This is a genomic window from Streptococcus sp. HMSC071D03, assembly GCF_001812125.1.
Taxonomy (GTDB): domain Bacteria; phylum Bacillota; class Bacilli; order Lactobacillales; family Streptococcaceae; genus Streptococcus; species Streptococcus pseudopneumoniae_N.
On the sequence record NZ_KV807732.1, the window covers coordinates 1,878 to 19,757 of the forward strand.

Consider the following 17,880-nt stretch of genomic DNA (forward strand, 5'->3'; position numbering starts at 1 on the left):
TCTTCATTGAGTATTAATCGATAAAAAATTATTGCTTTGCTTTAAAGTCTGGATCCTTCAAACTTTGAACACTGGCATTGATCACAGCACCGATAATTAATATCTTGGCAATAATTATAAACCAGAACATCATGATAACAACGATGATGGAACTAAAAAATCGAACGTCGACTAGATAGTTAACATAATTGTTGAAATAAGCTGAAAAGATTGTTAATAGAGATATAAGAGTAAGAAGTACGAATAGACTTCCAGGAAGCACGTAACGAATATGACCGACTTTCACATTCGGAAGGAAATAATAGAGCATGATCAAGATCGCAAAAAGAAAGGCATAAATCAGCGGTCCTGTAAAATCCTGTAAATATGCAAATAGAGAACTTTCGGATTTCCAGTAGTTTTTTAACAGATCCAATAACATATGACCAAACATACTTAGGAATAGAGCAAGTGCAAAGAGAATCTGTAATCCTAAACTAACCAGGAGACTCATCAGTTGATGGGAAATAAGCCCTCTGTTTTTAGCGATTCCATAAGCTTTATTAAAAGATTTTTGGAGGAAATTCATGGATTTTGAGAAGGTCCAAAGGGCTGAGATAACTGCAAAGCTCAAGAGACCAGCAGATGGTTGAGTCAGTACTTCTCGAGCAATCTTTGCTACTACATCATAGATCGTATCTGGTAAAAATTCCTTTAGTGTGATCAAGAAATCAGAGATTGGAATTTGAAAATAAGGCAAGATATTGACAGCTATCATAAGTAAGGGGAAGATTGAAATCAACCAATAATAGGCCACGGCTACACTGGTTAATTCAATATCTGAAACACGATAGTAGTGCAAAAAAGCTTTCAATAAAGGCCTATTGGTTAGTTGTTTCCACAACTTTTTCATTGCATAATCCTCCACAATAATAACCTAAATCTTAATTTCTGCGAACTAATTCCATCATATCATAAGGTAGTGTGTTGGCTGCTTCTTTTAGAGAATAGGTTTCTAGGTTGTTTACATTTTGTCGTAATTTTTTGGCATACTGGGCTGAGATGAGTTTTTGTTTTTCGTATTCAAAGATAGACTTACGTTCTAGATAGTAGCCTCTCAACATTTCATCAATGTTATTGGGTTTGATACGATTGATAACCCGTTCCACAAAGGCACCACTGGTAATATGACTGGTTTCACGGAGACGTGATTCCTGCATAAAGCTAATCAAGGAACTCTTATAAATCCCTTTCAGGTTTTCCAAACTTTCGATGATGATTTCAGTGTTGGCTAGGTAGAGCTCTGCAATCTGATCATAATCGATGGCTAGTAGTCTTTGATTTCCTTTGTCTCTCCAAGAACGGAAGGTTTTTCCAAATGTGAGCAATTCATGAAGGAGAAAACGCACAATCCGGATAGAAACAAGGAAGTAGTAGGTTAGGCGAGAAGCAAAGTTTCGCTTAATATTGTTCTCCATGCTTTTCAAGTACCGTTGATAAACACGATAACCTCTTTCACCGATTTTGCCTTCTTCATAGGCCTGTTCCAAACCATCGTTCTCGATACTGAGAATCAAGAGTTTAAGAGCTTCCCAGTCTTCTTGGATTTCTTTGTTTTCTTGGCTGAGGATGAGATTTTCAATCCGTCCGTGATAATTATCGATAGCAGCATAGAGGGGAACCTTGTTTTTAGTATGTTCCAAATCTTTCTCTAACTCCATGGCAACATCGTTTAGGATAGCGATGTGCATGAGATGATCCTTAGATGGTTCTTGCTCTTCAGAAAGGTGTGGCAAGACCAATAATCCAGTAAGGAAACTTACAAGAGTTACACCAGCTACGAGGAAGAGGAGAAGCGGGTATTCTTGCTCTAAGTTAGACGGTATCAAGAGGATGGTTGCAATGGAAACTGTACCCTTAACTCCTGAAAAAGTCAGAAGGAGCATGTCTTTGACGTACTTGTCTAAACTTTTATGAAGCTTCTTAATCCGAAAAGCGTAAAATCCATAGATCATGACAAATCGGATAGCAAAAAGTAGGAAGGTTAAGTGGAAGATAGTGATGAGAAGGAGTACATTGTTATAAAAAGCATTCTTAAGAATTGGCTCCGCAATCATCTCCAGTTCCATTCCCAAAATAACAAAGACAGAACCATTAAGCATAAAGGTTACTGTGTGCCATACAGTCTCTGTAACAGTATCAACTTGGGCTTCGAGCAGATTTATTTTCTTGAAACGACTAGCTTTTAAAATACCAGCGACAACGACCGCAATAATTCCAGAAACATGAATCTCTTCAGCTATGAAGAATGTTAAAAGTGGTAAACTGAGATCCAGCAAGAGTTCACTGGCGATATCAGTAGCTCGTACGCTGAGGAGGAAAGAGTGGAGGGAGCGATTTATGAAGGCGGTTATAAGGCCAACTGCAAAACCTCCAACGATGGAAATAGCTAGGGAAATGCCTGCTTGAGCGATTGAAAAGGTCCCAGTTGTCCAAGCAATGAGAGCTACACGAAAGGCTACTAGACCAGAAGCATCATTCAGAAGTCCTTCCCCTTTTAGGATATTAGAAACCCGCTTTGGGAAGGTGAAGCGTTCCGAAAGGGATGCGAAGGCGACTAGGTCAGTAGGCCCTAAAGCAGCACCAACTGCTACGCAGGCGGCTAATGGAAGGCTAGCCCAAAGGACATGAGCGACTCCCCCCATGCTCAAGGCTGAGATAAAGATAACTGGAAAAATCAAGTAGAGGACAATCCGCCAGTGTTTTAGGATAGAAGTAATGTCTGCTTCTTGAGCCTCGCGAAAGAGTAGCGGCCCGATAACTAAAGCCAGAAACAACTCAGTATCTAAGTGATATTGATTGTTGGGTAAGCAAAGCCCAATTCCAATTCCTAACAAAATTTGAATCAGGGGCATGGGTAAAAAGGGAAGCAGCTTATTGGTCGTACTAGAAACGATGAGAACTAGTAAAAATACCAAGAGATAAAAAAGTAAATTCATTTTCCACCTCCCTATTTTTGGTTACGACAGACTTCAAAAAGTTCCTTTTGTTCTTGAATTTTTTGATCAATCTTTGAGCAGTCCTTATGTTCGATTTTTTTCTGACAACGCTCCATTTCAAGAGTAATCAGTTTTTTCTTGATTTTCAACATTTTCTTGCTCATGCGAGCTTCGTCTAGAATCCCGACTGCACGTTCGTGTTGAGTAGATTCAACAAAGTTGTGACGCATGGCTTCTATTTTATCTTTTAGGTACTGTTTATCCATGTCGATACCTTTCTAATTTTTCAATCATGACCAAAAACGGTGGATTGTTGATTTGGTTGAGAGTGCGATAGATAGTGGCAGTGTATTCTTGTTGCGGTAACTGACTGACAAAATCCATGACTGCATCTCGTTCTATATCTCCGCCTTCATGCCCGTAATAAATCATGATGGCTATTCGTCCACCCTTAACCAGCATATGGCAAAGTTTATCCAGTGCCTTAAGGGTTGTTTGAGGTTGGGTGATAATACTTTTATCAGCAGAAGGAAGATAACCAAGATTAAAGATGGCTACCTTAACTTCCTTTACAAATTGATCTACGGTTTCATGACCTTGTAGAAGTAATTCAACATTGGTCAAGCCAGCTTCTTCTAGACGTTGACTTGTCTTTTCCAGAGCTTGTTCCTGTATATCAAAAGCGTAGACTTGTTTAGCTAACTTAGCTAGAAAAAGGGTATCATGACCATTTCCCATGGTCGCATCAATTACAATATCCTCTTGGGTGATGACTTGGGCAAGAAAATCATGCGCCATTTCAAGTGGTCTTTTCATTCATAAACTCCTGTTTTACAGCCTTGCATCCTTGAACACTACCTCGACGTCTCATTTCAGCCTCAATGCTATTTAGAACTTCCCATTTATTGAGACTCCACATAGGACCAATCAGCATATCCCTAGGCGCATCACCCGTAATCCGATGGATAACGATATGCTTGGGAATGATTTCTAGCTGATCACAGATGACCTTGACATATTCATCCTGACTCATGAGCTGCAAACGACCTTCATGATAATCACGTTGCATCCGAGTATTGGTCATGAGGTGAAGTAGGTGAAGTTTAATCCCTTGAATATCATTATCCGTCACACAGCGACGAACATTTTCCACCATCATGTCATGAGTTTCCCCTGGCAAGCCATTAATCAAATGGGCAACAATTTCAATCTTGGGATATTTTCTCAAGCGTTTAACTGTCTCCACATAGAGTTCATAGGAGTGGGCACGGTTAATCAATTCAGAAGTAGCTTCATATGTTGTTTGTAAGCCTAACTCTACGGTAACATGCATTCGCTCTGATAATTCTGCCAAGTATTCGATAGTCTCATCGGGTAGACAGTCTGGACGAGTACCGATATTGATGCCGGCAACACCAGGTTCATTGATAGCTTGTTCATAGCGTTCTCGAATCACTTCAAGTTTTTCATGTGTATTGGTAAAATTTTGGAAGTAAACCAAATATTTTTTAACTTCAGGCCACTTACGATGCATAAAGTCAATTTCTTTATAGAATTGCTCACGGATAGGAGCATCAGGTGCAACGATTGCATCTCCAGAACCAGAAACTGTGCAAAAAGTACAGCCTCCATGTGCCACAGTCCCATCTCGGTTTGGACAATCAAATCCAGCATCAATAGGAACTTTAAAGGTTTTTTCTCCAAATAAGTTTCGATAATAATCATTCAAAGTATTATAGGATTTCATAGCTAATATTATATCAGAAAAGACCGACAAACTCAAAAAAGGTCAGCAAGAGAGAGCATGCCTAGAAAGTGAAACGAAAGAAAAAATCAAATTTTTTTTATAAAAGCCTTTACAAAAAAATAAAAAGTGGTAAAATTAAAACATAAACACGCGCAAACGTTTTCGTAAAACGTTTGCCGAATAAATATAAAGGAGATTTGAATGATGAAAGATACATTCAAAAATGTCTTGTCTTTCGAATTTTGGCAGAAATTCGGTAAGGCTTTAATGGTGGTTATCGCTGTTATGCCGGCGGCTGGTTTGATGATTTCAATCGGTAAGACGCTTGCAATGATTGACCCAAACCTTGCTCCCCTAGTTATTACTGGTGGCGTACTAGAGCAAATTGGTTGGGGAGTTATCGGTAACCTTCATATTTTGTTTGCCCTTGCTATTGGAGGAAGCTGGGCTAAAGAACGTGCTGGTGGTGCTTTCGCCGCTGGTCTTGCCTTCATCTTGATTAACCGTATCACTGGAACAATCTTCGGTGTATCAGGGGATATGTTGAAGGATCCTAACGCTATGGTTTCAACAATTTTTGGTGGATCTATCAAGGTTTCTGATTACTTCATTAGCGTACTTGAGGCACCAGCGCTTAACATGGGGGTATTTGTAGGGATTATCTCAGGTTTTGTTGGAGCGACTGCTTTTAATAAATACTACAACTTCCGTAAACTTCCTGATGCCCTTTCATTCTTCAACGGGAAACGTTTTGTACCATTTGTAGTTATTCTTCGTTCAGCAATTGCTGCAATTCTTCTTTCAATTTTCTGGCCATTGATTCAGACAGGTATCAACAACTTCGGTATCTGGATTGCCAACTCACAAGAAACTGCTCCAATTCTTGCACCATTCTTGTATGGTACTTTGGAACGCTTGCTCTTGCCATTTGGACTTCACCACATGTTGACTATCCCAATGAACTACACAGCGCTTGGTGGTACTTATGATGTCTTAACAGGTGCAGCAAAAGGTACTCAAGTATTTGGTCAAGACCCACTTTGGCTTGCATGGGTAACAGACCTAGTTAACCTTAAAGGTACTGATGCTAGCCAATATCAAACATTGCTAGACACAGTTCATCCAGCTCGTTTCAAAGTTGGACAAATGATTGGTTCATTCGGTATCTTGATGGGTGTGGCTGCTGCTATTTACCGTAATGTTGAAGCAGACAAGAAACACCAATACAAAGGAATGATGATTGCGACAGCTCTTGCAACTTTCTTGACTGGTGTTACTGAGCCAATTGAATATATGTTCATGTTCGTTGCAACACCTATGTATCTTGTTTATTCAGTAGTTCAAGGTGCTGCCTTTGCTATGGCTGACGTGGTTAACCTACGTATGCACTCATTTGGTTCTATCGAATTCTTGACTCGTACACCAATGGCGATCAATGCGGGTCTTGGAATGGATATCATTAACTTTATCTGGGTAACAGCACTATTTGCGGTTATCATGTACTTCATCGCCAACTTCATGATTCAAAAATTCAACTATGCTACTCCAGGACGTAACGGAAACTACGAAACTGCTGAAGGTTCATCAGAATCTGCTGCTTCTGGTGAGTCAAAAGTTGCAGAAGCTTCTCAAGCTGTTAACATCATCAACCTTCTTGGTGGACGTGCTAACATCGTTGACGTTGACGCATGTATGACTCGTCTTCGTGTAACTGTTAAAGATGCAGATAAAGTAGGAAATGCAGAGCAATGGAAAGCAGAAGGAGCTATGGGTCTTGTCATGAAAGGACAAGGGGTTCAAGCTATCTACGGACCTAAAGCTGATGTTTTGAAATCAGATATTCAAGACCTTCTTGACTCAGGTGAAGTGATTCCTGAAACTCTTCCAAGTCAAATGGCATCATCTTCTAAAAATGCTGTTGTATATAAAGGTGTAACTGAAGAAGTTTATTCAGTTGCTGACGGTCAAGTGGTTGCCTTGGAACAAGTAAAAGACCCAGTATTTGCTCAAAAAATGATGGGTGATGGATTTGCGGTGGAACCAGCAAATGGAAACATTGTATCTCCAGTTTCAGGTACTGTATCAAGCATCTTCCCAACTAAACACGCTCTTGGTCTTGTGACTGAAGCAGGTCTTGAAGTGCTTGTTCACATTGGTTTGGACACAGTAAGTCTTGAAGGTAAACCATTTACAGTTCATGTTGCTGAAGGACAAAAAGTTGCAGCAGGTGATCTCCTTGTCACAGCTGACTTGGATGCTATCCGTGCAGCAGGACGTGAAACTTCAACAGTAGTTGTCTTCACAAATGGTGATGCGATCAAATCAGTTAAATTAGAAAAAACAGGTTCTCTTGCTGCTAAAACAGCAGTTGCAAAAGTAGAATTGTAATATTTAGGAGGTTGGAAGCTGATTCCAACCTCTTGTTTATAGGAGAAAAGAATGAAGTTTTTAACACTCAATACCCATAGTTGGATGGAAAAAGATCCTGAACAAAAGTTTCAACTTTTACTTCAAGATATCCTTGAAAACAGTTATGATTTGATTTGTTTTCAGGAAATCAACCAAGAAATCACTTCAGCGCAAGTAGAAACAGGCCCACTTTATCAGCCATTACCATCGGCTGAGCCGATTCATCAAGACCACTATGTACGACTTTTGGTAGAGAAGTTGTCTGAGCATGGGAAAAATTACTACTGGACTTGGGCCTACAACCATATCGGTTATGATCGCTATCATGAAGGTGTAGCTATCTTGTCTAAAACACCTATTGAAGCCAGAGAAATTTTAGTTTCAGATGTGGATGATCCGACAGACTATCACACTCGTCGAGTTGCTTTAGCAGAAACAGTAGTTGAAGGTAAAGAGCTTGCAGTTGCCAGTGTCCATCTCTCTTGGTGGGATAAAGGATTCCAAGAGGAATGGGCGCGCTTTGAAGCGGTTCTGGAAGAATTGAACAAGCCACTCTTACTAGCAGGTGATTTCAATAATCCTGCTGGTCAGGAAGGTTATCAAGCCATTCTAGCTAGTCCACTAGTCTTACAAGATGCATATGAAGTTGCAAAAGAAAGAAGTGGAAGCTTTACCGTTCCGCCTGAAATTGATGGTTGGAAGGGGAACAGCGAACCACTTCGAATTGATTATGTCTTTACGACAAAGGATATGCAGGTAGAAAACCTTCACGTCGTCTTTGATGGTAAAAACAGTCCACAGGTGAGCGATCATTATGGTCTCCAAGCAGAACTAGCTTGGAAAGACTAAATAAGGTATTTTAGTAAAAACAAACCAGTCCCCCTTCTACTAGCAGAAGGGGTTGATTTATTTAAAGAGTTAATATAGTTAAAGTTTTTTATTGAATAACTTGTAAAAAAAGATAAAATCCTTTAAAATAAAAAGTGTTGGAGGAATTTATGATTGTAAATCAAATAAAGCGTATGATCCCGATGCTAAAGGTAAATAATAGAAATTTAAATGAATCATTTTATATTGAGACTTTGGGGATGAAACCCTTGCTTGAAGAGTCAGCCTTCTTATCCCTAGGAGATCAATCAGGTATTGAAAAGTTAGTTTTAGAAGAATCACCAAGTATGAGAAGCCGTAAGGTTGAAGGGATTAAAAAATTAGCTAGGCTACTTGTAAAGGTAGAAAATGCATCTGAAATTGAAGCCTTACTAGCTAGAATGGAAAAACATCCTCGCCTCTATAAAGGAAACAAGGGCTATGCTTTTGAGGTTCTTTCTCCGGAAGGAGATTGTGTCCTTATCCATGCGGAAGATGATATCAAAGATTTGAATAAAGTTGAGGAAGAAGTCACTTTTTCAAAAGATGACAAGATGAGATATTTGACAGCCTTTGAAATCTCTGTAGAAATCAACTTGCCAGAAAAGACAGCTAGTCTGCTTGAAAAAGAAGAAATCGAAAACCGACTAGCTTTTAATCAAGCTAAAGGTAGTGATTTGCTGGTTGAAAATAATGTAACTTGGGACTTGTCCATGTTGAAATTTCAAGTAGATAACTTGGAACTTGCTGAATTGCGTCAGCGTTTTGAAGAAACTGGTTACTTTATTCCAAAATCTGAGAAGTTTTTCCTAAGTAAGGATACCAACAACATCGAATTGTGGTTTGAAGAAGTATGAAACAAGAAATCATTCAAAAAATAAAGCAACAAATTGAGGCAGGGATTTATCCTGGTGCCTCTTTTGCATATTATCAGGATGGCGCTTGGTCTGATTGGTATCTAGGAGAAGCAAATCCAGAAATTGGCGAGCAGACTCGTGAGGGTTTGGTCTATGATTTGGCCAGTGTGAGTAAGGTTGTTGGAGTAGGAACTGTCTTAATTTTCTTGTGGAAGGAAGGTAAGATTGAGCTAGATAACTTCATAAGAGACTATCTTCCAGAGGTAGATTATCCAGACATAACCCTTCAACAACTCCTAACTCATGGGACGGATTTAGATCCTTTTATCCCAAATAGGGATCAGCTTTCAGCTGACCAGCTAAGAAAAGCTATGTTTCATTTGAATCGACGTGAGAAGAGAGCCTTTCTTTACTCGGATGTGCACTTTCTCTTGTTGGGTTTTCTCTTGGAAAGTTACTTCAAGAAAGATTTAGACCAGATTTTACAGGAGCAAGTTTTGGATCCGTGGAAGATGAAAGAAACACAGTTTGGCCCAGTTAGCAGTGCTGTTCCAACGGTCCGTGGACAGAAAGCAGGAGTGGTCCATGATCCCAAAGCTCGTTTGTTTGGGAAACATGCAGGTAGTGCAGGTTTGTTTTCAACAGTTCATGATTTAAAAATCTTCCTTGAGCATTATTTGCAGGATGATTTTGCCACATCCTTAAGTCAAAATTTTTCAGATTTGAGTGATAAAGAACGCTCATTGGCCTGGAATCTTGAAGGTGACTGGTTGGACCATACAGGCTATACTGGGACCTTTATCATGTGGAATCGTAAGAAGCAAGAGGCGGCAATTTTTCTATCTAACCGAACCTATGAAAAAGATGAGCGTGCTCAGTGGATATTAGATCGTAATCAGGTCATGGACTTGATTAGAGAGGCAGACTAGGGAGGAAGTATGTCAAAAGCACTAAAAGGAACTCTTTTTACAGTGATTGCAGGTATTGCCTGGGGCTTGTCTGGCACCAGTGGTCAGTACTTGATGGCTCATAGGATTTCTGCTCTCGTTCTGACCAATATCCGTTTGATAATCGCTGGATTACTCTTAGTTCTTCTGGCCTATACTAAATCAAGGGATAAATTTATGGCTTTTCTGAAGGATAAATCAAGTCTGTTTTCTCTCTTGTTATTTTCTTTATTTGGTCTTTTTCTGAATCAATTAGCTTATCTATCGGCTATTCAGGAGACAAATGCTGGGACAGCGACAGTCCTCCAGTATATCTGTCCAGTTGGAATTCTTGCTTACACTTGTATCAAGGATAAGGTGGCTCCGACGCTTTCAGAAATCATCTCTATGTTTTTAGCTATAGGTGGTACCTTTCTCATTGCAACTCATGGACAGTTGGATCAGCTTTCTATGACACCAGCGGGTCTCTTCTGGGGCTTGTTCTCGGCCCTAACCTATGCTCTTTATATCATTTTACCGATAAAATTGATTCAAAAATGGGGGAGCATTTTGGTTATTGGTGTCGGAATGACCATCTCAGGTATACTAGCAGTACCTTTTACTGGGATTATTGGAGCTAGTATTCCCTTTTCTTTTGATATTATTCTAGCTTTTTTAGGCATCATCTTGATCGGAACGGTCTTTGCCTACACAGCCTTCCTCAAGGGAGCTAGTATGATTGGCCCAGTCAAGTCTAGCCTCTTGGCTTCTATTGAGCCTATTTCAGCAGTTTTTTTCGCCTTCATGATTATGGGAGATATTTTCTATCCGATTGACTTTCTTGGAATGGCTATGATTTTATTAGCTGTGACTATCATTTCATTGAAGGATTTAATGTTGGAAAAGAAACACCACTCAGTGTAATTTACTAGAACAGTCTTTTTACAAGGACTGTTTTTTTGTGTTTACATCCATCTAAGTCTTTAAGTCCCTTAAAATGGTTTGGTATTTTTATCGTGACTGTTTTAATGTTTGGAGAGTTTATCATTCGTTCTACCCAACAATTTATGGTAAGTTTATCACCTTCAACTCTTACTAACTTTGCTGGAACTAGGGCAAATGTAGCTAGTGATAGGGCAGCTTATTCTAGTAATTTTACTTTTCAATTAATGATGTTAGGGATTACTTTCCTTTATCTCTTGATTCGAAATTATGATTTTAAACAAGACCTATACGCTGGAGCTGCTCTGTTTTAATTTGGGTACCCCTTATCTTTGCTGTAGTTGGGATATTTGGTGATATTGTAACAACCCTTAGTGGTGAGTACAATTATTTTAATACTCAGTTGATCCCTTTTATTGATCCCATGGAAATCATTCGAAAATTCATGGCTTTAACGCCGATGGCGATTTGCTATGCTTTACTAAATGGTTTTTATTCTTAGGCTTACTGACTTCAGTAAAAGAAAAGCACAAGTGGCTGGCTCTAGTCTACTCGGTAATTAAACGGATTTCTTTCCATACCTATCAAGGATTGCTTTGGGCCTTGGTGATTGGGCTTGTTTATGGTCTCTTTTATTATTTCTTGTACAAGTATGTAGTCAAGAATTTACTGCCATTTTTTCTCATGCATGCTCTAGCAGATATGTTTGGATCCAGTCTCTTGTATCTTCTGATTGCTTGGGGAAATTAAGAAATCAAACTTTTTGACAACAGTCCAATGAGTCACTGTATCAAAGTCTTCTTGTGAATAAAAATAGAGGTCGGGATTTCGGTCCCGACCTCTTGTTGATTCTATATGGATTAGTCTTTGTTTTCGTATGGCAAGATCAAGTTTAGGATGATACCTGTCATAGCTGATAGGGCAGTACCTGAAAGGGTAACTGGACCAAGTTTAAGGATAGCACCACCAAGTCCAAGCACCAACATAGCACTTGCGATGATAAGGTTGCGCATCTGACCGAAGTCAACACGTTCTTTGATCAAGACTTTCAAACCGTTACTTGCGATAACCCCGTAAAGAAGGATAGACATACCACCAAGTACAGCGTTTGGAATTGTTGAAATCAAGGCAGTGAATTTACCAAGGAAGCTGAGGGCAATTGCGATAAAGGCAGCGTTACGGATAACTGAGACAGAAGCGATACGAGTCATTCCGATAACCCCTGTATTTTCACCGTAAGTTGTATTTGCTGGTCCACCAAGGAAGGCAGAAACAGAAGTTGCGATACCGTCACCAAGAAGGGTACGGTGAAGACCTGGTTCCTTCAAGAATTGGCGTCCACAGATTTGACCTAAAACAGTATGGTCTCCGATATGTTCAGAAATCGTTACGATTGCGATTGGTAAGATGGCAATTGTTTCAGGACCGAAGTAAAGGTCGTATTGTTTGAAGGCACCACCTGTATTGAATGGTAGGTAGAAACCAGGGATTTCAAACCAGTTAGCTTCAAGAACAGGAGTGAAGTCAACCAATCCAAGTGCTAGGGCAAAGAGGTAACCACCGATAATGGCAAAAAGGAATGGGATGATTCGTAGGAATCCTTTTCCTTTTGTATTGATAAAGGCAGCAATGAGGAAGGTGACAACCGCTACAAGAGCATTTTTCCAATTTCCATCCGCTACAAGACCAGCGTTTGTAACAGCTGAACCTGCAAGTCCAAGACCGATAACGATGATCATAGGACCGATAATGATTGGAGGTAAGAGTTTGTCGATCCATTTTGTACCTGCAAAGCGAACACTTGCAGCAACAAGGACATAAACAAAACCAGTCAGGATAACCCCTGTCTGAGCAGCAGATACATCGCCACCCATTTCTTTCATGGCAAGTGACATAGCTGTGATAAAGGCAAAAGAAGAACCAAGATAAACTGGAACTTTAAAGCCAGTAGAGATCATGTAAATGAGTGTTCCTACACCTGATGCAAAAAGGGCAACCGATACGGGCATTCCCAAGATCAAAGGTACCAAGATGGTTGCACCAAACATGGCAAATACGTGCTGGAAGCTAAGAAGAATTCCCTTTCCAGCTGAAGGACGTTGGTCAACGTCTAATAACAAATCAACAGTTGATTCCTGTTTCATATTAACCTCACTTTTGGGCATCAAAAAAGAGCCCATTATTTTATAGCAATAGGCTCCCAGAGTAAGACCTCTCTAAAACAAGACTCCTTCATCAAGTTTTAAAGAGTTTTATATAGATCTGCGCCTTCGTCACCTCACGGGATGACATTAAAAACCTTTGCTTAGGATAGTATAGCAGAAAAAAATGATTTTGTAAATCATTTTTTCCCGAGCCTTGAAATAAGAAAGCGAGGTTTGATTTTGTAAATCATTTTTTCCCGAGCCATGAAATGAGAGAGCGAGGCATGATTTTGTAAATCATTTTTTCCCAAGCTTTGAAATAAGAAAGCGAGGTATGATTTTGTAAATCATTTTTTTCCGAGCTAAGAAATAAGAAAGTGAGGTGTGAGTTTGCAGATTTTTAATCTTTCTAAAGCGGACGTTTGTTAGGCATGCCAGCCTTTCTTGGGTATTTATTTGGAGTTTCTTTTTTCTTCTCGACAATAGTAATGTAGCGAGGGTCTCCGTTAGGGAGTGTGTAACTGAGATTATCTTCAACCTTACTAAAGAGAAGGTTAAGGGCATTTTTAGCCTCAGTTAATTCCTCTGGGGCATTGCTAGCCTTAAGTGCTAGCAATTTTCCACCGACTTTTAAGTAGGGAATAGTCAACTCGGACAAGACCTGCATACGGGCAACAGCACGAGCTGTAACGATATCAAACTGAGCACGGAAGTTCTTACCTTGGGCGAAGTCTTCGGCACGTCCGTGATAGAAGTGAACATTTTCTAACCCTAGTTCTTGGGCTAATAGATTCAGAAAGTTAATTCGTTTATTGAGGGAATCAATAATGGTTACATCTAGCTGAGGATAGAGAATCTTCATAGGGAGGCTAGGAAAACCTGCTCCAGCACCAATGTCTAAGAGTTTAATAGGCTGGTTTTCAATCAATCCCTGTAAAATAGGAGCGATGGAATCATAGAAGTGTTTGAGATAGACTTCTTCCTTTTCAGTAATAGCAGTCAGGTTGATCTTTTCATTCCATTCGACCAAAAGTTCAAAATAACGCTCAAATTGAACTTTTTGCTGGTCAGAAAGAATAATATTTTGTTCAGCAAGTAATGTGTAAAAAGTTTCTGGTTTCATAGTAGTTTCCTTCTTTAGTGTCATCTTATTTTACCACAAAAAGATAGAAATTTGATATACTGGTACTAATCTAAAAACAGAAAGGAGATATCAGATGAATTGGATTATTCTTGGAGTTCTTGCTCTTATTGGTATCTTTGTGATTATTACCTATAATGGATTGGTTAAAAATCGCATGCAAACTAAAGAGGCATGGAGTCAGATTGATGTTCAGTTGAAACGTCGTAACGATCTCTTGCCAAACTTGATTGAGACCGTGAAAGGATATGCAAAGTATGAAGGTTCAACGCTTGAAAAAGTTGCAGAACTTCGTAATCAAGTAGCAGCAGCAACTTCACCAGCAGAAGCTATGAAGGCTAGTGATGCTCTTACACGTCAGGTTTCAGGAATCTTTGCAGTTGCAGAAAATTATCCAGACCTAAAAGCGAGTGGCAACTTTGCACAGTTGCAAGAGGAGTTGACCAATACTGAAAATAAAATCTCTTACTCTCGCCAACTCTACAATAGTGTTGTTAGCAACTATAATGTTAAATTAGAAACATTCCCAAGCAACCTAGTTGCTGGACTCTTTGGTTTTAAAGTGGCTGATTTCCTTCAAACACCTGAAGAAGAAAAGGCAGTACCAAAGGTTGATTTTAGTGGTTTAGGTGACTAGGATGTTGTATGATCAAATCGCGAGTAATAAGCGAAGAACTTGGATTTTGTTGCTGGTATTTTTCCTACTTTTAGCTCTTGTTGGCTATGCAATTGGTTACCTCTTTATGCGGTCTGGTCTTGGTGGCTTAGTTATCGCTCTGATTATCGGCTTTATCTATGCCTTGTCCATGATTTTTCAATCAACAGAGATTGTCATGTCCATGAATGGTGCGCGTGAGGTAAATGAGCAGACAGCACCAACTCTCTATCATGTCGTGGAAGATATGGCTATGGTGGCGCAAATCCCTATGCCACGTGTCTTCATCATCGATGATGCCAGCTTAAATGCCTTTGCTACGGGTTCAAATCCCCAAAATGCAGCGGTAGCAGCAACGTCAGGACTCCTTGCAATTATGAATCGTGAAGAGTTAGAGGCGGTTATTGGTCATGAAGTCAGTCACATTCGTAACTATGATATTCGTATTTCTACGATCGCGGTTGCCCTTGCTAGTGCTATCACCATGCTTTCTAGTATGGCAGGTCGTATGATGTGGTGGGGTGGTGCAGGCCGTGGTCGTAGAAGTGATGACCGAGATAGTGGTGGACTTGAAATTATTATGCTAGTTGTTTCTCTTCTAGCAATTATTTTGGCTCCCCTAGCAGCAACCTTGGTACAACTAGCCATCTCTCGTCAGCGAGAATTTTTAGCAGATGCTTCCAGTGTAGAGTTGACTCGTAATCCTCAAGGTATGATCAATGCCCTTCGTAAGCTGGACCATAGTCAGCCTATGAGTCATCATGTGGATGATGCTAGCAGTGCACTTTACATCAACGATCCTCAAAAACGAGGTGGCTTGCAAAAACTCTTCTATACTCATCCGCCAATCTCAGAACGGATTGAGCGTTTGAAACATATGTAAAAACATCCAGAGATTTTCCTCTGGATGTTTGCATCAATCACCTCACTTGTGACTTGTCCTATCACAAAAAAGTAGTATAATATATGTAATTAAATACTAGTGAGGTGGATCATGTATAAGCGTTGGATGACCTTTTTCTTGATTTTGATTTTCATTCCAATACATTTGAGTATAGCTGACAAAGTCATGAGGACAAATTCATTAGCCCTCTCAATCATTTTTACATTTGTTGAGCTTGCAATATTTTTTTATGTAGGAAGAAAGTATGACCTGTTTCACATTCGAAAAATCAGCCTAAAAGATATGTTGAAGTGGCTTCTCTCCTACGCCTTGCTTTTCTTATTTTATATGTTGGTCAATTTTTTAGGACCTACCCAATCAGACACTACTCAATCAATTCAAAGTTTATCACTTTCATTGCCTGTGCTCTTTCTAGATCTCTGTATTTTAGCACCAGTAACGGAAGAAATTTTTATGCGAGGACTGTTACAAGGGACAGTATTTAAGAATACATATATTGGCTTGGTTGCCACATCGGTTCTCTTTGCTTATCTACATGGCCCCTATACGATTCCTAGTTTTATCACCTATTTAGGTATGGGGTTGGCATTTGGTATAAGGTATAAGACTTCTGACAATCTTTGGAATTCTATTCTTTTACATTTCCTCAATAATCTAGTTGCATTTTGCTTTATGTATTTGATATAATCTCCAAATTAGAATGCTTTGAGTTTTAAACATAGGTAAAAACTATTTTTATCTTATACAACCGAAATAATAGTCAGTCATGAGCTGGCTTGTAGAGTATGTAGCAGAACCTTCTATAGCAAGGCTCCTGAAAAACTCTTCTATCCTAAACACTTAAACTCAGAACAAATTGAGCACATTCAACGAGTCTGGGCAAAAAGTCTTTAAAATCAAAAAACGCATCATATTGAACTGAACCCCAAAAGTTAGACAGAAAAAATCTAACTTTTGGGGTATTTTTATTATGAAATTAACTTATGATGATAAAGTTCAGATCTATGAACTTAGAAAACAAGGATATAGCTTAGAGAAGCTTTCAAATAAATTTGGGATAAACAATTCTAATATTAGGTACATGATTAAATTGATTGATCGTTACGGAATAGAGTTCGTCAAAAAAGGAAAAAATCGTTACTATTCTCCTGATTTAAAACAAGAAATGATTAATAAAGTCTTACATGAAGGCTGAACTAAAGATAGAGTTTCTCTTGAATACGGACTCCCAAGTCGTACGATACTTCTTAATTGGCTAGCACAATACAAGAAAAACGGGTATACTATTGTTGAGAAAACAAGAGGGAGAGTACCTAAAATGGGACGTAAACGTAAGAAAACTTGGGAAGAAATGACAGAACTAGAGCGACTCCAAGAGGAGAATGAACTCTTACGTACCGAGGTGGATTACTTAAAAAAGTTAAAAGAGCCGGAAGACAGGGACGAAGCCATACAGCGAGAAAGGCAGAGACAATTAGAGAAATGGCTTCAGAAGGATTTCGACTAGATTTACTTCTTGAAGTGGCTCGTTTACCTCGCTCAACTTACTACTATCAGTTGAAGGAACTAGATGGGCTTGACAAAGATAAAGATCTTAAAGCTGAAATTCAAGCTATTTTTACTGAGCACATAGGAAATTATGGCTATCGCCGAATAACTCTTGAATTGAGGAATCGTGGTCATATAGTAAACCATAAGAAGGTCCAACGTCTGATGAAAATCCTTGGTTTAAGTGCTCGAATTCGTCATAAACGGAAATATTCTTCTCATAAAGGAGACGTTGGCAAGAAAGCAGATAACCTTATTCAACGCCAATTTGAAGCAGCCAAACCAATGGAAAAGTGCTACACAGATGTGACAGAATTTGCCATTCCAGCAAGTATTCAAAAGCTTTACTTATCACCAGTTTTAGATGGCTTTAATAGCGAAATTATCGCCTATAATCTTTCAACTTCACCAAACTTAGAACAAGTGAAAGCTATGTTAAACCAGGCCTTCAGTGAGGAACATTACACAAATACTATTCTCCATAGTGATCAAGGATGGCAATATCAACACGATTTTTATCACAGGTTTTTAGAGAGTAAGGGAATTCAGCCATCTATGTCACGTAAAGGCAACAGCCCAGACAACGGCATGATGGAATCTTTCTTTGGCATTTTGAAAGCGGAAATGTTTTATGGTTACGAGAAGACGTTTAAATCACTTAATCAATTGGAACAAGCTATTGTGGACTACATTGATTACTACAACAATAAACGAATTAAGGTAAAACTAAAACATACTAAGATTAGTAGTGAGGAAATCTCC

The 17,880-nt window shown here is 39.2% G+C and carries 15 protein-coding genes and 2 pseudogenes; 10 read left to right on the top strand and 7 right to left on the bottom strand.

Annotated features, from left to right (window positions below; translation table 11 throughout):
• Nucleotides 1-28: 28 nt before the first annotated feature.
• Genes HMPREF2837_RS03740 through HMPREF2837_RS03760 form a run of 5 tightly spaced genes read right to left on the bottom strand, consistent with a single transcriptional unit; the run spans nucleotide 29 to nucleotide 4,725 of the window.
• Complete coding sequence (locus HMPREF2837_RS03740; protein WP_075230660.1) at nucleotides 29-892, bottom strand: YihY/virulence factor BrkB family protein; 864 nt, start codon at nucleotides 890-892, stop codon at nucleotides 29-31.
• 31 nt (nucleotides 893-923) lie between these two features.
• Entirely contained in the window at nucleotides 924-2,978 is a 2,055-nt protein-coding gene (locus HMPREF2837_RS03745; protein ID WP_075230661.1) for a cation:proton antiporter, read from the bottom strand.
• Nucleotides 2,979-2,989: 11 nt separating this feature from the next.
• Nucleotides 2,990-3,244: a hypothetical protein gene (locus HMPREF2837_RS03750; protein WP_049548182.1), complete on the bottom strand. Its 255-nt coding sequence runs from the start codon at nucleotides 3,242-3,244 to the stop codon at nucleotides 2,990-2,992.
• Nucleotides 3,237-3,794, bottom strand: coding sequence for a tRNA 5-(aminomethyl)-2-thiouridylate-methyltransferase MnmM (locus HMPREF2837_RS03755; RefSeq protein WP_075230662.1), 558 nt, complete (start codon nucleotides 3,792-3,794; stop codon nucleotides 3,237-3,239). The genes HMPREF2837_RS03750 and HMPREF2837_RS03755 overlap by 8 nt, the downstream gene beginning before the upstream one ends.
• Complete coding sequence (locus HMPREF2837_RS03760; RefSeq protein WP_075230663.1) at nucleotides 3,778-4,725, bottom strand: tRNA modification radical SAM protein MnmL/YtqA; 948 nt, start codon at nucleotides 4,723-4,725, stop codon at nucleotides 3,778-3,780. The genes HMPREF2837_RS03755 and HMPREF2837_RS03760 overlap by 17 nt, the downstream gene beginning before the upstream one ends.
• Nucleotides 4,726-4,926: 201 nt before the next feature.
• Here HMPREF2837_RS03760 and HMPREF2837_RS03765 point away from each other — a divergent pair, with 201 nt between their 5' ends.
• The 6 genes and pseudogenes from HMPREF2837_RS03765 (at nucleotide 4,927) to HMPREF2837_RS03790 (ending at nucleotide 11,476) form a co-directional block, all read left to right on the top strand.
• Nucleotides 4,927-7,113, top strand: a complete 2,187-nt coding sequence (locus tag HMPREF2837_RS03765) for a PTS transporter subunit IIBC (protein ID WP_148131806.1) — start codon at nucleotides 4,927-4,929, stop codon at nucleotides 7,111-7,113.
• A gap of 51 nt (nucleotides 7,114-7,164) precedes the next feature.
• The gene (locus HMPREF2837_RS03770) at nucleotides 7,165-7,983 is read left to right on the top strand and encodes an endonuclease/exonuclease/phosphatase family protein (RefSeq protein WP_049548185.1); all 819 of its coding nucleotides are present in this window, start codon (nucleotides 7,165-7,167) and stop codon (nucleotides 7,981-7,983) included.
• Between the two features lie 149 nt (nucleotides 7,984-8,132).
• The gene (locus HMPREF2837_RS03775; protein ID WP_049548186.1) at nucleotides 8,133-8,858 is read left to right on the top strand and encodes a CppA N-terminal domain-containing protein; all 726 of its coding nucleotides are present in this window, start codon (nucleotides 8,133-8,135) and stop codon (nucleotides 8,856-8,858) included.
• On the top strand, nucleotides 8,855-9,787 hold the full coding sequence (locus HMPREF2837_RS03780; protein ID WP_049548187.1) for a serine hydrolase domain-containing protein: 933 nt from the start codon (nucleotides 8,855-8,857) through the stop codon (nucleotides 9,785-9,787). Before HMPREF2837_RS03775 ends, HMPREF2837_RS03780 begins: the two co-directional genes overlap by 4 nt.
• Nucleotides 9,788-9,796: 9 nt before the next feature.
• On the top strand, nucleotides 9,797-10,708 hold the full coding sequence (locus tag HMPREF2837_RS03785) for a DMT family transporter (RefSeq protein ID WP_049548188.1): 912 nt from the start codon (nucleotides 9,797-9,799) through the stop codon (nucleotides 10,706-10,708).
• Between the two features lie 35 nt (nucleotides 10,709-10,743).
• Nucleotides 10,744-11,476: pseudogene (locus HMPREF2837_RS03790) on the top strand (CPBP family intramembrane glutamate endopeptidase).
• A 110-nt stretch (nucleotides 11,477-11,586) separates the two neighbouring features.
• Here HMPREF2837_RS03790 and HMPREF2837_RS03795 read toward each other — a convergent pair.
• Nucleotides 11,587-12,870 carry a uracil-xanthine permease family protein gene (locus HMPREF2837_RS03795; RefSeq protein ID WP_049548189.1) on the bottom strand — a complete coding sequence of 428 codons (1,284 nt, stop codon included), beginning with the start codon at nucleotides 12,868-12,870 and terminating at the stop codon, nucleotides 11,587-11,589.
• A 409-nt stretch (nucleotides 12,871-13,279) separates the two neighbouring features.
• A complete protein-coding gene (rsmG, locus tag HMPREF2837_RS03800; protein WP_049549070.1) occupies nucleotides 13,280-13,993 on the bottom strand; it encodes a 16S rRNA (guanine(527)-N(7))-methyltransferase RsmG in 714 nt (237 codons plus the stop codon).
• A 94-nt stretch (nucleotides 13,994-14,087) separates the two neighbouring features.
• On the opposite strand from rsmG, the gene HMPREF2837_RS03805 reads away from it, so the two are divergent.
• The 4 genes and pseudogenes from HMPREF2837_RS03805 to HMPREF2837_RS10650 all read left to right on the top strand — a co-directional run.
• Nucleotides 14,088-14,648, top strand: a complete 561-nt coding sequence (locus tag HMPREF2837_RS03805) for a LemA family protein (RefSeq protein WP_049549071.1) — start codon at nucleotides 14,088-14,090, stop codon at nucleotides 14,646-14,648.
• 1 nt (nucleotide 14,649) lies between these two features.
• The gene (htpX, locus tag HMPREF2837_RS03810; protein WP_049549072.1) at nucleotides 14,650-15,549 is read left to right on the top strand and encodes a zinc metalloprotease HtpX; all 900 of its coding nucleotides are present in this window, start codon (nucleotides 14,650-14,652) and stop codon (nucleotides 15,547-15,549) included.
• A 111-nt stretch (nucleotides 15,550-15,660) separates the two neighbouring features.
• On the top strand, nucleotides 15,661-16,257 hold the full coding sequence (locus HMPREF2837_RS03815; RefSeq protein ID WP_049549073.1) for a CPBP family intramembrane glutamic endopeptidase: 597 nt from the start codon (nucleotides 15,661-15,663) through the stop codon (nucleotides 16,255-16,257).
• A gap of 283 nt (nucleotides 16,258-16,540) precedes the next feature.
• Nucleotides 16,541-17,880 (top strand): annotated as a pseudogene (locus tag HMPREF2837_RS10650) (IS3 family transposase); the annotation flags it as partial.

What these genes read in the sequence shown, in the direction of transcription:
- HMPREF2837_RS03760 (WP_075230663.1), bottom strand. Translation starts at nt 4,725, where the DNA reads ATGAAATCCTATAATACTTTGAATGATTATTATCGAAACTTATTTGGA.
- HMPREF2837_RS03805 (WP_049549071.1), top strand. Translation starts at nt 14,088, where the DNA reads ATGAATTGGATTATTCTTGGAGTTCTTGCTCTTATTGGTATCTTTGTG.
- HMPREF2837_RS03765 (WP_148131806.1), top strand. Translation starts at nt 4,927, where the DNA reads ATGATGAAAGATACATTCAAAAATGTCTTGTCTTTCGAATTTTGGCAG.
- rsmG (WP_049549070.1), bottom strand. Translation starts at nt 13,993, where the DNA reads ATGAAACCAGAAACTTTTTACACATTACTTGCTGAACAAAATATTATT.
- HMPREF2837_RS03780 (WP_049548187.1), top strand. Translation starts at nt 8,855, where the DNA reads ATGAAACAAGAAATCATTCAAAAAATAAAGCAACAAATTGAGGCAGGG.
- HMPREF2837_RS03815 (WP_049549073.1), top strand. Translation starts at nt 15,661, where the DNA reads ATGTATAAGCGTTGGATGACCTTTTTCTTGATTTTGATTTTCATTCCA.
- htpX (WP_049549072.1), top strand. Translation starts at nt 14,650, where the DNA reads ATGTTGTATGATCAAATCGCGAGTAATAAGCGAAGAACTTGGATTTTG.
- HMPREF2837_RS03745 (WP_075230661.1), bottom strand. Translation starts at nt 2,978, where the DNA reads ATGAATTTACTTTTTTATCTCTTGGTATTTTTACTAGTTCTCATCGTT.
- HMPREF2837_RS03750 (WP_049548182.1), bottom strand. Translation starts at nt 3,244, where the DNA reads ATGGATAAACAGTACCTAAAAGATAAAATAGAAGCCATGCGTCACAAC.
- HMPREF2837_RS03775 (WP_049548186.1), top strand. Translation starts at nt 8,133, where the DNA reads ATGATTGTAAATCAAATAAAGCGTATGATCCCGATGCTAAAGGTAAAT.
- HMPREF2837_RS03770 (WP_049548185.1), top strand. Translation starts at nt 7,165, where the DNA reads ATGAAGTTTTTAACACTCAATACCCATAGTTGGATGGAAAAAGATCCT.
- HMPREF2837_RS03785 (WP_049548188.1), top strand. Translation starts at nt 9,797, where the DNA reads ATGTCAAAAGCACTAAAAGGAACTCTTTTTACAGTGATTGCAGGTATT.
- HMPREF2837_RS03740 (WP_075230660.1), bottom strand. Translation starts at nt 892, where the DNA reads ATGAAAAAGTTGTGGAAACAACTAACCAATAGGCCTTTATTGAAAGCT.
- HMPREF2837_RS03795 (WP_049548189.1), bottom strand. Translation starts at nt 12,870, where the DNA reads ATGAAACAGGAATCAACTGTTGATTTGTTATTAGACGTTGACCAACGT.
- HMPREF2837_RS03755 (WP_075230662.1), bottom strand. Translation starts at nt 3,794, where the DNA reads ATGAAAAGACCACTTGAAATGGCGCATGATTTTCTTGCCCAAGTCATC.